General features: G+C 43.5%; 14 protein-coding genes. 7 read left to right on the forward strand and 7 right to left on the reverse strand.

Annotated elements, in window-relative coordinates; genetic code table 11:
- Positions 1 to 13 precede the first annotated feature (13 nt).
- The 3 genes from zipA (at position 14) to ACQEXP_RS15230 (ending at position 4,616) form a co-directional block, all read left to right on the forward strand.
- A complete protein-coding gene (zipA, locus tag ACQEXP_RS15220) occupies positions 14 to 892 on the forward strand; it encodes a cell division protein ZipA (RefSeq protein ID WP_269378068.1) in 879 nt (292 codons plus the stop codon).
- 177 nt (positions 893 to 1,069) lie between these two features.
- Positions 1,070 to 3,079 (forward strand): NAD-dependent DNA ligase LigA, encoded by a 2,010-nt coding sequence (ligA, locus tag ACQEXP_RS15225; RefSeq protein WP_426970769.1) that lies wholly within the window; start codon positions 1,070 to 1,072, stop codon positions 3,077 to 3,079.
- Between the two features lie 496 nt (positions 3,080 to 3,575).
- On the forward strand, positions 3,576 to 4,616 hold the full coding sequence (locus ACQEXP_RS15230) for a porin (RefSeq protein ID WP_426970771.1): 1,041 nt from the start codon (positions 3,576 to 3,578) through the stop codon (positions 4,614 to 4,616).
- 180 nt (positions 4,617 to 4,796) lie between these two features.
- On the opposite strand, the gene ACQEXP_RS15235 is transcribed toward ACQEXP_RS15230, so the two are convergent.
- The 7 genes from ACQEXP_RS15235 to ACQEXP_RS15265 all read right to left on the reverse strand — a co-directional run bounded on the left by ACQEXP_RS15235 (position 4,797) and on the right by ACQEXP_RS15265 (position 10,584).
- Positions 4,797 to 5,447, reverse strand: coding sequence for a YccT family protein (locus tag ACQEXP_RS15235; protein ID WP_426970772.1), 651 nt, complete (start codon positions 5,445 to 5,447; stop codon positions 4,797 to 4,799).
- A 132-nt stretch (positions 5,448 to 5,579) separates the two neighbouring features.
- Positions 5,580 to 5,753 (reverse strand): hypothetical protein, encoded by a 174-nt coding sequence (locus ACQEXP_RS15240; RefSeq protein WP_426970774.1) that lies wholly within the window; start codon positions 5,751 to 5,753, stop codon positions 5,580 to 5,582.
- 342 nt (positions 5,754 to 6,095) lie between these two features.
- Positions 6,096 to 6,548: an NfeD family protein gene (locus tag ACQEXP_RS15245; protein WP_426970776.1), complete on the reverse strand. Its 453-nt coding sequence runs from the start codon at positions 6,546 to 6,548 to the stop codon at positions 6,096 to 6,098.
- An 8-nt stretch (positions 6,549 to 6,556) separates the two neighbouring features.
- Entirely contained in the window at positions 6,557 to 7,480 is a 924-nt protein-coding gene (locus tag ACQEXP_RS15250; protein ID WP_426970778.1) for an SPFH domain-containing protein, read from the reverse strand.
- Positions 7,481 to 7,620: 140 nt separating this feature from the next.
- Positions 7,621 to 8,475, reverse strand: a complete 855-nt coding sequence (locus ACQEXP_RS15255) for a co-chaperone YbbN (RefSeq protein WP_426970779.1) — start codon at positions 8,473 to 8,475, stop codon at positions 7,621 to 7,623.
- Positions 8,476 to 8,798: 323 nt separating this feature from the next.
- Positions 8,799 to 9,626, reverse strand: a complete 828-nt coding sequence (locus tag ACQEXP_RS15260) for an SDR family oxidoreductase (protein ID WP_426970780.1) — start codon at positions 9,624 to 9,626, stop codon at positions 8,799 to 8,801.
- A gap of 43 nt (positions 9,627 to 9,669) precedes the next feature.
- Positions 9,670 to 10,584, reverse strand: a complete 915-nt coding sequence (locus ACQEXP_RS15265) for a TIGR01777 family oxidoreductase (protein WP_426970782.1) — start codon at positions 10,582 to 10,584, stop codon at positions 9,670 to 9,672.
- Positions 10,585 to 10,810: 226 nt separating this feature from the next.
- Here ACQEXP_RS15265 and ACQEXP_RS15270 point away from each other — a divergent pair, with 226 nt between their 5' ends.
- From ACQEXP_RS15270 to ACQEXP_RS15285, 4 genes are read left to right on the forward strand one after another with little or no spacing between them, the layout of a single operon-like run.
- On the forward strand, positions 10,811 to 11,545 hold the full coding sequence (locus ACQEXP_RS15270; RefSeq protein WP_138973381.1) for a DUF1538 domain-containing protein: 735 nt from the start codon (positions 10,811 to 10,813) through the stop codon (positions 11,543 to 11,545).
- Positions 11,542 to 12,336, forward strand: coding sequence for a DUF1538 domain-containing protein (locus tag ACQEXP_RS15275; protein WP_269378058.1), 795 nt, complete (start codon positions 11,542 to 11,544; stop codon positions 12,334 to 12,336). Before ACQEXP_RS15270 ends, ACQEXP_RS15275 begins: the two co-directional genes overlap by 4 nt.
- A complete protein-coding gene (locus ACQEXP_RS15280) occupies positions 12,326 to 12,676 on the forward strand; it encodes a P-II family nitrogen regulator (RefSeq protein ID WP_269378057.1) in 351 nt (116 codons plus the stop codon). Before ACQEXP_RS15275 ends, ACQEXP_RS15280 begins: the two co-directional genes overlap by 11 nt.
- Entirely contained in the window at positions 12,673 to 13,077 is a 405-nt protein-coding gene (locus ACQEXP_RS15285; protein WP_269378056.1) for a CBS domain-containing protein, read from the forward strand. Before ACQEXP_RS15280 ends, ACQEXP_RS15285 begins: the two co-directional genes overlap by 4 nt.
- Positions 13,078 to 13,092: the final 15 nt, after the last annotated feature.

The following is a 13,092-nucleotide window of genomic DNA, read 5'->3' on the forward strand; positions in this document are numbered from 1 at the left end:
ATGAGAGCTAAACATGCAGGAACTGCGATTTGTACTCATAATTGTTGGAGCATTAGCGATTGCCGCTCTTTTGTTCCATGGTTTATGGACAAGTAAAAAAGAAGGTAAGACCAAGTTTGGAAGTAAGCCACTTGGTAAGTTAGATGTCGAAAATGAAGAGTCGGACGTAGTACCTGAACGTGCCTTTGCTCCAGAAGACGATTTCGAGATTATCAAAAAAGAGCGTAAAGAGCCGGGATTTGTTGCGCAGGAAGAAGTGATAGCGGATCCGTTGATTGATAGTTACCAAGATCTTGAGCAAGCAGAGCCTGTGCAACCAGCTAAGAGAGAAGACGAGCTAGAACTGGATGTACCATCCATTTCAACTCAAGTGTTGGATGAGATTGAGCCGATTGCCGACACGAGCATCGAAATGGCTGCCGAATCTGAAGCTTCGGAAGTTAAAGGAGCAGACAGTGTTGAAGAAGCTCCATTAGAAGTAATTGTGCTTAATGTGCACTGCTCGGGTGATGAGCCTTTTATTGGCACGAAACTGTTTGAAAGTATGCAGCAGAATGGCCTAATTTACGGTGAGATGGATATTTTCCACCGACATGCAGATCTTTCTGGGACTGGAAAAGTGTTATTTAGCGTTGCCAATATGATGCAACCAGGGACGTTGCAGCATGATGACCCTGCAGAGTTTTCTACAAAAGGCATCTCGTTCTTTATGACACTGCCATGTTACGGTGACCCAGATCCAAACTTCAAACTGATGCTAAAAACGGCACAGCAAATTGCTGACGATCTTGGTGCGAATGTACTCGACGATGCGAGAAACTTAATGACGCCAAATCGTATCGATGCTTACAAAGCTCAAATCCAAAAGTTTAAGGCCGCCGCTACAGCGTAGTGATGTTACCACGAACCCCAATTTAAAGGCTCCTTAATGGAGCCTTTATTATTTTTGATTACAGCTTCAGGCTATTGATAACTTGTACTGGCATGGTCATACTTCATGGCAACTAAATTGCCGTACTGCATATCAATGCGGTCTGTGATTCAAACTAGATAAAAATCAGAGTTAGTTATGTCGCAACAGATTCAAGAAAAACTAAACCAGTTACGTGAAAGTCTGCATTATCACGGTGTAAAGTATTACGTAGAGGATAGTCCTGAAATTCCAGATGCCGAGTATGATCGCTTGATGCGCGAGCTGATGGACATAGAGGCCCAGCATCCTGACTTAGTAACACTTGACTCTCCAAGCCAGCGTGTTGGTGGTGCTCCATTAGATGGCTTTGATTCTGTCAGCCATGAGATCCCAATGCTATCTCTCGACAACGCATTCGATGATGGTGAACTTGACGCGTTTAACAAGCGTATGTCTGATCGACTCATTGGCACTCAGATAGACACATTTTGTTGTGAGCCTAAGCTTGATGGCTTGGCGGTGAGTCTTCTCTACGTGAATGGCCTATTTGTTCAAGCGGCAACTCGCGGTGATGGTGCTACTGGCGAAAACATCACGGAAAATGTGCGCACGATTAAAGCCATCCCTTTGAAGTTACAAGGAGAAGGCTGGCCGGAGCGACTTGAGGTGCGTGGTGAAGTGTTTATGCCTAAAGAAGGTTTTGCCAAGCTCAATGAACAGGCATTAAAGAAAGGTGACAAAGTCTTTGTTAATCCACGCAATGCCGCAGCCGGCAGTTTACGTCAGCTTGATTCTCGTATTACTGCTAAGCGCCCGTTGAGCTTTTATGCCTACAGCGTGGGCGTGGTAGAGGGGATGTCATTATCAGAAAGTCATTACGAGCGATTTCTCCAGTTAAAAGGCTGGGGACTGCCGATGTGTCCAGAGACTCGACGGGTAGCAAATCTCGATCAAGTTAAGGATTACTATCGCGATATTCTAAATCGCCGAGATCAACTGCCGTATGAAATCGATGGCGTCGTGATCAAAGTGGATGATATTGCTATCCAAGAGCAACTAGGCTTCGTCGCTAGAGCTCCACGTTGGGCCATTGCTTACAAATTTCCTGCGCAAGAAGAAATTACTCTTTTAAATGATGTTGAGTTCCAAGTTGGACGCACTGGCGCCATTACGCCAGTAGCAAAACTAGAACCTGTCTTTGTCGGTGGTGTTACGGTCAGCAATGCCACTTTGCATAACGCGGATGAAATCGCTCGTCTAGGCGTAAAAATTGGCGACAGTGTTGTCATTCGCCGAGCTGGCGATGTTATTCCACAGATTGTCTCAATTGTTTTAGACCGTCGTCCGGAAAACGCTCAAGAGATCGTGTTTCCAACCCTTTGTCCAGTGTGTGGCTCCGCTGTTGAGCGTGTCGAAGGTGAAGCTGTTGCTCGTTGTAGCGGCGGCTTAGTGTGTCAGGCTCAACGTAAGGAAGCTCTTAAACACTTTGTATCAAGAAAGGCGCTGGATGTGGATGGTTTAGGTGAAAAGGTCATCGAGCAACTTGTCGATCGCGAGATGGTCGAAACTCCTGCTGATCTGTTTAAACTATCTGCTGGTGTGATAACCGTGCTCGATCGAATGGGGCCAAAATCGGCGCAAAATGTCGTGGATGCGTTATCGAAAGCCAAAGCAACCACATTACCTCGATTCCTATATTCGTTAGGGATCCGTGAAGTAGGTGAGGCAACGGCGGCAAACCTAGCTCTACATTTCAAATCATTGGAAGCGGTGCAATCGGCGAGTCATGAAGAACTTATCGAAGTTCAAGATATTGGTGGAATTGTTGCGAGTCATATCACGGCATTTTTTGCTCAGGATAAAAACAAACTGGTGATAGATGAGCTGCGTGCTCAAGGTGTTCACTGGCCAGATGTTGAAGCGAAAGATTCAAGTGCTCCTCAACCTTTGGCTGGCAAGATAGTGGTATTAACTGGATCGTTGTCGCAGCTAACGCGAACGGATGCAAAAGCCGCCTTAGAAGGGCTTGGTGCAAAAGTGACCGGTAGCGTATCTAAGAAAACGGATATTCTTTTTGCTGGCGACAACGCCGGCTCTAAGCTCGCGAAGGCGCAGGAACTGGGTGTGGAAATTCGCACTGAAGCAGACTTAATTGCCTTAATGTAGCACTGAAATAAATGATGAAAGCCACCGTTATGGTGGCTTTTTTTTTGTTTGTAATTAATGGGGCGTTTTTGTTGAGGTTGAGCGTATTTTTGCGTCTGTGAAGTTTGTCAATAAAATTGAAATTTATCTTTTTTGGACAAAAAAATGCGATGCACTTCAATGCTATTTTTGACCTTTTTATATCTAAGTGTTTGTTTTTTATGTTTTTATATTTGTTTTTTATAAGTGGTGGTGATTTTTGTCGATCTAGATCACTCGTTTGATAAAAGTTTGTGGCTGGTCATATTTTTTTATATGGAAATTAAGTTCTGGTTGATGTTTTTCGCCGCGAAGTTAGTCTGTAGCCATGGATACACGGTGTGTATGCAGGAAATAGAGGGCTAACAATTAATGACTAACTTGCAGCTCTCAGATAGGAAATGATTTCTCCCTTCGGCGGCCAACTTAAGGTGAGAAAGATAATAAGACAGCTATATCCATTTTTAGGAGTTTTTCCATGGACAAAATGTTTAAACGTACTCTTCTAGGTGCAGCGGTAGCATCTGTAGCGTTCTCAGGTTCTGCTCTAGCAAAGCCTGCGACTGAAACTGTAGACCTTTACGGCCAAATCGCTATCTCTATTGCGCAAAACGCAAATACAGATTCTTCAGCAGACAAGCCAATTGTGATGGACAATGAATCACGTATCGGTGTACGTGGTGCAGCTCAGTTCGAGCGTGGCCCAAAAATTATTTGGCAACTTGAAGGCGGTAACGTCGAAGATGATGGCTCAAACAGTGGTCTAGGTGTGCGTGATACATACGGCGGCTTCGACTTTGGTCAAGGTGGCAAACTTTACTTCGGTCGCGTTCTAACTCCACTTTTCGAAGTTATCGATGGCTACACTGGCCAATCTTCAGGCGCTGGTTTCACTACTGGTAACACTGGTAACGTAAACTATGACCGTCAGCCAAACATGATTCGTTACGATTCAGCTAACTTAGGTGGTTTCAGCTTTGATCTTGCTGTGGGTCGTGGTGAGGAAGATATTGAAGGTTCAAACGTATACAGTGGTTCTGCACAGTTCACTGCTGGTGTAGCAACGTTCAAAGCGGCTTACGAGCACAACAATGATCGTCCTCTTGGTTCTGATGTTTATGGTGAAGCAAACGCGTATATTGCGGGTGTTAACTTAGACTTTGATAACATGGGTTTCCACGCTGCATACTTAAATGCAGAAATCCAAGCTGATGCTGCAAACGAAAACACAACAGCAACTCCTGGTTACAACAAAAAAACTCAGGATGCTATTAAGCTAGGTGCCTACTACACTGGCGTTGAGCACTGGACATTTAACCTTAACTACGCAGCTAACTCTGATGTTAAAACTGATGGCGTAAAAGCTACAGGTAACACAACAGCAATCACTGGTCAGGCGATGTACTCAATCGACCCAGCTGCAGTTGTTTACCTACGTCTAGTTCATAAAACTGATGAAACAGCAGCAGGTTCAGAATCTGATCTTGGCTGGCGCGTAGGTATGGAATACTACTTCTAATTAAGACATCGTATATCTACTACTCTTTTCTATTGGCTAGCCTTTCGGCTAGCCTTTTTTGTTTACAGAATAAATAACATGCACGTGTGGTTGAAGGCTTAAGTGTTTTTCATTTTGATACTCTGAAATAAAGATAAAATAAAAGCTGCCTAATGGCAGCTTTTATTTTATCTAATGTCATTACATGTTTTTAATAGCCCAAGAGAGAAATTCTTGCTTTTCTTGATAAGACTTATTTAAAAATAGAGATTTCAAATCGGTATTCACCTTTTCATTCGAAGAAGTTGTTTTCTCTGGAAGCGGAGCTGTCACTTTACTTGATTGAATTGATGTTGAAGCCAGATGTGCTAAGCTAGCTGGTTCACTACTCTTGTTGAAATTTTCAGTAGCCTGAACAAAATCAGAACCAAATGTTGCAAGAGTTCTTAGTTGACCTTGTTTGAAATATTCTAACTTACCGCTTTTAGTACTAATTTCAAAGTTTGGGTTACTATCGAAGTCTGAACCAGACTGGAGTGTTTTTAAATCGGGTACTTCTAAACTTAGTTGACTATCAGAACTTTCGAAAGTGGCAACCAAAGGTTTAGATTTAAATTTGGTTGATTTATTTCCACTTTCATTCACCACTTTTGAAATTCGAAATACAATCTGGTTAATACCATCATTTAGTTGTAAGTTGTCTTTATAGTCAAAACCAAAGCTAGAATATCCAGCATCCTCACCATTGATGACTAAGATCTGAACATCTCTTGGAATGTCAATGTTTACATCTGCAAAAGTGAGTGGAGCAATTAAACCGCAGCTAACAGCTAATAATTTATTTAATTTCATTGTCAGTCCATAACTATAGATATCAAATGACAATTATATGATGAAAGTTGGTGTGGATCTATTGGATATTCTTTGAATTGCTGTATTTGTCATAATGTGAATATTTAAGGAGGAAAAATCCTCCTTAAATTATTATATCTGTTTACCACCTTTATTTTTGCATACTAAATGTGGGGTATAGGTCATGGAACCGTCTGGCAATTGGCAGTCTACATATGGGCCTGATACACCTGCTCCTATTTCAGGTGCCTCTGCTGAAGCGAATAGAGGTGCAAATGCCAAAGCGATAATAGCTAAAACTTTCATAACAAACTCCTTTAAATGCGACTCATCTCACTAAATTGAGATATATTTAGTATGTATAAATAAGCATAAAGATCAAAAGTTGTTAGCTGGATTTTAATTTTAAGAGATAAATAACTAATAGTTATTTGTTGTAGTTAATTAATAAAGGTATGAAATTAAATAACTTAATTATTAAGAGTTATATCTGCTTTAGAATGAAAGGTTTTAGCTTGGATGAAATGTAATGTACTTAATTTTTTGTGATTAATAATTAACCTACTGATATAGGGGTATGTTTTGGGGAAGGATTGAGGATAGTCGGTGTTATGGCTCTCTATTTTACTTTGAGAGCCATATATGTGGTTAAATTTTTTTTCTAATCGTCAAAATAATTCCATTTAGTTGGGTGATTTCGACTGTAGAACCTGCACCAATGGCAACTTCAGATCGAGCTGTCCAAGTCGTATCACCCACTTTTACTCGACCTTTACCCGCAGGGAAATCTTCATCAAGGACAAAAGTTTGACCTACTAACTGCTTACTTTTTTGGTTGAGTTCGCGGTTGTCATCGGATGCTCGATCTGATTTAAATTGCCTGCGCCACCATAGCCATGTAGTTACCAAGGAAAATACGCCAAACGAGACCCACTGCAACTGCCAGCTCATGGGTATCAGAGTCAGCAGAGCCCCAACTACCATTGCGGACAGACCTAACCAAAGTAAGTAGCCAGCGGTGCCGAGCAGTTCACAAGCGAGCAGCGCAAGCCCCAAGGCTAGCCAATGCCAGTAGTTCACAGTTTCAAGTAATTCCAGCAATTGAACCTCTATTTGTCTGTCGGTTTGTTGTGATTAAACATTTCAGCGATACCAGCAATCGAACCCATCAAGCCAGCGGCTTCGAGAGGCAACATGATAATCTTGCCGTTTTCTGCCTGACCAATTGATTTTAAAGCCTCGGTATAACCTTGAGCAATGAAGTAATTGACGGCTTGCATGTCGCCTTTGGCGATCGCTTCAGAAACCATAGTGGTCGCACGAGCTTCCGCTTCGGCAGCACGTTCACGAGCTTCTGCTTGAAGTATAGCGGCTTGTTTGTCGCCCTCAGCTTTAAGAATCTCAGATTGTTTATGACCTTCTGCGCGCAAGATTTCTGCTTGTCGAACCCCTTCAGCTTCAAGTACTTCCGCGCGTTTGTTACGCTCTGCCTTCATCTGCGCGTTCATCGCTGCGGTTAGATCGGCGGGTGGTTGTACGTCTTTGATTTCAATACGGGTTACTTTTACACCCCAAGGATTAGTTGCTTCATCAACGATTGCCAGTAACTTGGTGTTGATCATGTCGCGCTGGCTAAGCATTTCATCGAGTTCCATTGAGCCTAGCACTGTACGGATGTTTGTCAGGGTCAGATTACGGATGGCATGTTCGAGATCGTTAACTTCATAGGCAGCCTGCGAGGCATCAATAACTTGGACGAAACAAACTGCATCAATAGTGACATTGGCGTTATCTTTGGAGATGACCTCTTGTGCGGGGATATCCAACACTCGCTCCATCATGTTGATTTTATGGCCAACTTGATCGATTAACGGAATGATTAAGTTAAGACCTGGCTTTAGGGTATGTGTATAACGTCCAAAGCGCTCAACCGTCCAGTTATTGCCTTGAGGGACAGTTTTTACGCCTGCCACCACTAAGGCAATGGCGACGAAGATGAAGACGCCGATAGTAATCAATGAATCAATAGCCATATTAGAGTTCCTTATGAGAGTCGTTTTATAATTGTTGCTTAATTGAACGACTGAAACAATGGCATAAATGAGAACTTAAGGCGAATTTTGACAAAATAAAAGCCGGTATAACCGGCTTTAAGTTCATGATTTAGAAGGAACTAATATAACATTGAATACAATTGACGGCGGTATTTACTTGCGACTGTATTTCCCTGTCCCAAAGCAGCAAGAATATCCATAAATGATTTTTTAATTTCACCATCAAGAGCATTCAGGTTGCCCTTTAGTGCTGACATAAGCAATTCAAGCGCTTCTTCATCTCTGTTCACCTGATGGTAGCTGAGCGCGAGTTCGTTGGTAAGCTTTAAATCGTTTGGATCTGCTTCTAGCGCTTGTTCCAGCAACTGGATCTCAGGGCTATTTGCAGCTTGGGCTTGCAGATCGAGTTTGGCAATTAAGCCTTTGTAGTAGTTGTCTTGGTATTCAAGGGGGATGTGGTCAAGCAGCGCTCTCGCTTGTTGGTAATCTTTTCCTTCAATGTAACAATCTGCAAGAGCCAACTTAACGTCGCCTTTTTGTTGAATCGTTGCATCTAATGATTCTAATAGCGGTAGAGCTTGTGCATGGTTACCTGCTTGGATCCACTCAAATGCTTGTTGTAGGTTGCGTTCGTCTTGGCTTGGCAGGTGTTTAGTCAGCATCTCTTGGATTGCTGAAATAGGCTGAGGGCCGCCCAGTCCATCAACGGGTTGACCATTCATAAACAGTGCAATCGTAGGCAAGGTTTGAACGCCAAACTGACTTGCAATCATCTGTTCTTGTTCACAGTTAAGCAGGGCCAGAGTAAATGCGCCGTTATATTGTTGGGCAAGTGTTTGCAGTTCAGGTATCACTTGTGAACTCTCTTGGCTCATTGGCGCCCAGAAGTGAATAAGCACAGGTGTTTGTATTGATTCTTCAAGTACTTGGCGGAAGTTCTGCTCATTGAGCTCAACAATATATGGTGATTGCATGTAAGGTTTCCTTGCAACATGGTCTGTATAGACAAGATATGGGCGTGACAGGCTGAGTTCAAGTTAACGAGTTGAAATATCTCGTGGCGAAAACAAGAACACCGCCTAGCGTAGGCGGTGTTCTTGTTTCCCAAACGGGCAAGCGAAGGGTATCTATAAAACGATAAACAACGTTAGTGCAACTCCCACACTCAGCCAGTTTAACTGTATTAAAGACATTGAGTTATTCCGAATGTAGCATTGGCAAAATCTGTATAAGGGTTTCCCCAAGCTTCAATATAGAGTCTCAATGTTACGAAATCATGACAACAGCGTTAGTTATTTTACGCGGCATGCCACAATATTCTATCCAACAGTCGAGTAGGCAGAATCCGTTTGAGGACGGCAAAAACTTTGGTCGGGGTAGTAATTCGATAACGAATCTTTGGTTTGTTTGCTTCAAGGGCATGGATGAGAGGAGCAACACATGCGTCGGCTGGTAAGACAAAAGCATTGTTTGAACTTTGACTATCAAGCCGAGACATTTGTTGCTGATATTGCTCTTGATGGACACTTGATTCAATGGTAATCCAGCGCTGGAATGCCTTTAAGGCATTGGCTCGAAATTGAGTTTCGATAGGACCAGGTTCAATAAGACTGATATGAATGTTACTGCCTTTGAGCTCTAAGCGTAATGTATCACTCCAACCTTCAAGTGCGAATTTAGATGCGTTGTAAGCACCTCGGTACTTCATGGCTGCAAATCCGAGTACGGAGCTGTTCTGAATGATTCTTCCTGAACCTTGGCGGCGCATTGTGGGTAAGATTTCACATACTAACTGATGCCAACCGAAAAAGTTACTCTCGAATTGCTCACGTAATCCGTCAGTAGGCAGATCTTCCAACGCTCCCGGTTGACCATACGCACCATTATTGAATAACGCGTCGAGCTTCCCATCGGTTAGCTCCAAAGTTTGTTTGACGGAGAGCTTGATGCTGTTGCTGTCATTGAGATCAAGTTGCAGACAAGTCAGCCCTTCGGAGCGTAACCTCTCAACGTCAGCTTGTTTACGACAAGAGGCGATGACTTGATAACCGCGCTTGTGTAAGGCATGTGCACACGTATAACCAATGCCTGTTGAGCAACCGGTAATGAGAATGGATTTTTGCATTTCAAGTAATAAGTTGAGCGATAGTTAATTTTAGAGTACTGGATTACTCTTGGTGTTGTAACAGATTTTTTAGCGCTGGTTCAATACGTGAATAGCTAAAATGAAAACCCAGTTCGGTCAATTTTTTAGGTTTGGCTCGAATACTGTCAAACAACAACACGGAGCTTTCACCCATCGCTAAGGAGATCAACCATTTAGGTGTCCGTAATAGGTGAGGGCGCTTTAAGGTTTTAGCCAGAGTCTGACTAAACAGTTTGTTTGTCACCGGATGCGGTGCACAGAAGTTAAACTCACCATGTGCGTGAGGGGTTTCGAGTAAATAGATGATTCCTCTCACCATGTCTAGCATATGAATCCACGGAATATACTGGCGTCCACTCCCGAGAGGACCACCTAAACCAAATCGATAGGGTGGCAGCATTTTAAGCAGTGCACCGCCTTGCGGGGCTAGCACGACACCAGTGCGAAGAATACAGACACGCGTCATTTCGGAACGCGCGCGATTGGCTATTTGTTCCCACTTGCTACACACATGGTGAGGAAATCCACGATCGGAGACGTGCAGAGATTCATCGAAAGGGTGTTCTTGCTGATCGCCGTAATAGCCCACCGCAGAACCACTGATCAATACGTCTGGGGGATTTGTGCTGGCATGAATCAATTCAACTAAATGCTCTGTTAATGACCAGCGACTGTCACAAATAATGCCTTTCTGCGTTTTACTCCAACGTTTATCCGCGATGGGTTCACCCGCTAAGTTAATTACCGCATCAAAATCGTTGAGGTGTTGAAAGCGATCTAGGGTCGTTACGTAGGTCACGTTGCCCATATCGGTGTGGCTGAGCTTCTCTTTTGCCCTTTTGGGGTCGCGAGTAAGCAGTACAATCTCATGGGTGGTTAAGTGTTTGAGGAGTTCTCGGCCAATAAAGCCTGTCCCACCTGTGAGCAGTACCTTCATTCCTTATCCTTTTATGATTCATGGCAACCTCGATTAGGTTTTACCATAGACAACTATTGTTACTAATTATAGCGACTTAGCATGAAAAGTGATCACATGTATCAATATCACAATTTTAACATTTTGTTACCTTTCTATTCCTCTACGTCGCGGCAATCACATCCGAAGTCGTATTTGTTTGTCATGCTAATAAGTAGGGATATAGCACCGACTGACAGGAGGTTATGTGCAGGCAATGATAGCGTTAGCTAAGGCGCTACTTGGAAGTCTCAGGGATTTAATGCCTATTGTGGTTGTAATTGCTTTCTTTCAACTGGTGGTATTACAGGAACCCTTACCGAATTTAGTTTCAATCCTATTTGGCTTAGTGCTGGTGGTGTTCGGTCTGACCTTCTTCATTTTTGGTTTGGAAATGGGGCTCTTTCCTATAGGGGAGACGATGGCTCAGGCATTTGCTCGCAAAGGCAGTGTGTTTTGGTTGCTGGCTTTTGCTTTTTGTTTGGGTTTTGGTACTACCGTCGCAGAGCCTGCACTTACCGCTGTTGCTGATGAAGCTGCCGAAGTGGCCGCGGAAGGCGGTATGATTGCCCACCAAGAGCAAGCGATGGAAGATTATGCGAATGGATTGCGTTACACCGTTGCGCTTTCTGTCGGTATAGCGATTTTACTTGGTGTCCTTCGAATTCTGAAAGGCTGGCCGATTCAATACATGATCATCGGTGGTTACATTGGAGTCGTGGTTCTGACCATGTTTGCGCCTCAAAGCATTATAGGCGTTGCTTACGACTCTGGCGGTGTGACCACTTCTACGATTACTGTACCTCTGGTTACGGCTTTAGGGGTGGGGCTTGCATCAGCAATTAAAGGACGTAATCCGATGATTGATGGATTTGGTTTAATCGCGTTTGCATCTCTACTTCCCATGATGTTCGTTATGGTCTACGGAATGGTGATCGCATGATCGAATGGTCCCACTTTATTGACGTTTTCATCGGTACCATAAGTGATGTTGTGCCTATTGCGACGATAATATTTGGTTTTCAGTTTGCGGTATTGAGACGACCAGTTAACAACTTGCCTAAGGTTATTTTGGGTTTCTTCTATGTCATTCTTGGATTGTCTCTGTTTCTCATCGGCCTTGATTTTGCCTTATTCCCACTGGGTGAAACCATGGCAACCCAGCTAACTGAGCCAAATTTTATTGCTGAGTTTCGTGTCTCGGTTGGCGAGCAAATTGAGTGGATTGACTACTACTGGGTCTATTTGTTCGCATTCTTTATCGGGTTTAGCACGACCATAGCCGAACCCTCTTTAATCGCGGTGGCAATAAAAGCCAATCAGGTCTCGGGGGGCAGTATTAGCGTCAACGGTTTGAGAATTGCGGTTGCGCTAGGGGTTGCATTTGGTATCGCGTTGGGAAGCTATCGCATTGTAGTTGGAGATCCTATTCACTATTACATCATTGCTGGTTACATCATTGTCGTTATTCAAACCTTCTACGCGCCCCAATTAATCATTCCCCTTGCATACGATTCAGGCGGGGTGACGACATCCACGGTTACCGTTCCTTTAGTGGCAGCGTTAGGGTTAGGGCTTGCTTCAACTGTACCGGGACGAAGTCCAATGATAGATGGGTTTGGACTAATTGCTTTTGCTAGTTTATTTCCGATGATCTCGGTCATGGGATACGCACAAATCACTCAGTGGCTCAATAAAGGTACTGAGCAGGAGGACAAAGAAAATGCGCTTTAAATTACTCGTTGCATTTGTTGAAGATAGTAAAACAAATGTTGTACTGGACGCCGCTCGAAAGGCTGGGGCAACAGGGGCGACAGTGATAAATAATGCTCGTGGTGAGGGACTAAATCAAAAAAGGACTTTTTTCGGTTTAACCCTAGATGTCCAAAAGGACGTATTACTCTTTGTGGTTGAAGAACACTTATCAAGGCACATCTTGGAGACGATTAACGAGGTGGGAGAATTTGATCAGGCATCCGGACAGGGTATTGCGATACAGATAGACATAGAAGATGCGGTAGGCGTTGCCCACCAAGTAGAAAAACTGACTAAGGTAGTGGAGGATGAGATATGAGAGACCATGTGAAAGTCAGAGTGCGTGATGTAATGACTAGCAACTATGTCATTGTGGATGGCTTAACTACGGTTAAAGAGGGGATTCAACTAGCGCGCAGCCATGAAGTGAAAGCGCTGGTGGTCGACAAACGTAACGATGAGGATGAGTACGGAGTAGTGTTGATGAATGACATCGCCAAGAAGGTACTCGCTCAGAACCGTTCGCCTGAACGAACGAATATTTACGAAATTATGACCAAACCCGCGCTGTCTGTTTCTCCTGACATGAATGTGAAGTATTGCGCTCGCTTGTTTGAACGTTTTGGTATCAGCCGTGCTCCCGTTATTGAACAAGGCAAAGTGATTGGTATGGTCAGCTACAATAACATAGTGATAAACGGCATGGTCAGAGATGACTAATTGGGTCTCAGGGAG

This window comes from Vibrio sp. TRT 1302 (assembly GCF_050113875.1).
In the GTDB taxonomy this organism is placed as follows: Bacteria; Pseudomonadota; Gammaproteobacteria; order Enterobacterales; family Vibrionaceae; genus Vibrio.

Bases quoted from the DNA above. Each gene is read 5' to 3' on its own strand.
- zipA (WP_269378068.1), top strand. From the start codon at position 14: ATGCAGGAACTGCGATTTGTACTCATAATTGTTGGAGCATTAGCGATT.
- ligA (WP_426970769.1), top strand. From the start codon at position 1,070: ATGTCGCAACAGATTCAAGAAAAACTAAACCAGTTACGTGAAAGTCTG.
- ACQEXP_RS15230 (WP_426970771.1), top strand. From the start codon at position 3,576: ATGGACAAAATGTTTAAACGTACTCTTCTAGGTGCAGCGGTAGCATCT.
- ACQEXP_RS15235 (WP_426970772.1), bottom strand. From the start codon at position 5,447: ATGAAATTAAATAAATTATTAGCTGTTAGCTGCGGTTTAATTGCTCCA.
- ACQEXP_RS15240 (WP_426970774.1), bottom strand. From the start codon at position 5,753: ATGAAAGTTTTAGCTATTATCGCTTTGGCATTTGCACCTCTATTCGCT.
- ACQEXP_RS15250 (WP_426970778.1), bottom strand. From the start codon at position 7,480: ATGGCTATTGATTCATTGATTACTATCGGCGTCTTCATCTTCGTCGCC.
- ACQEXP_RS15255 (WP_426970779.1), bottom strand. From the start codon at position 8,475: ATGCAATCACCATATATTGTTGAGCTCAATGAGCAGAACTTCCGCCAA.
- ACQEXP_RS15260 (WP_426970780.1), bottom strand. From the start codon at position 9,626: ATGCAAAAATCCATTCTCATTACCGGTTGCTCAACAGGCATTGGTTAT.
- ACQEXP_RS15265 (WP_426970782.1), bottom strand. From the start codon at position 10,584: ATGAAGGTACTGCTCACAGGTGGGACAGGCTTTATTGGCCGAGAACTC.
- ACQEXP_RS15275 (WP_269378058.1), top strand. From the start codon at position 11,542: ATGATCGAATGGTCCCACTTTATTGACGTTTTCATCGGTACCATAAGT.
- ACQEXP_RS15280 (WP_269378057.1), top strand. From the start codon at position 12,326: ATGCGCTTTAAATTACTCGTTGCATTTGTTGAAGATAGTAAAACAAAT.
- ACQEXP_RS15285 (WP_269378056.1), top strand. From the start codon at position 12,673: ATGAGAGACCATGTGAAAGTCAGAGTGCGTGATGTAATGACTAGCAAC.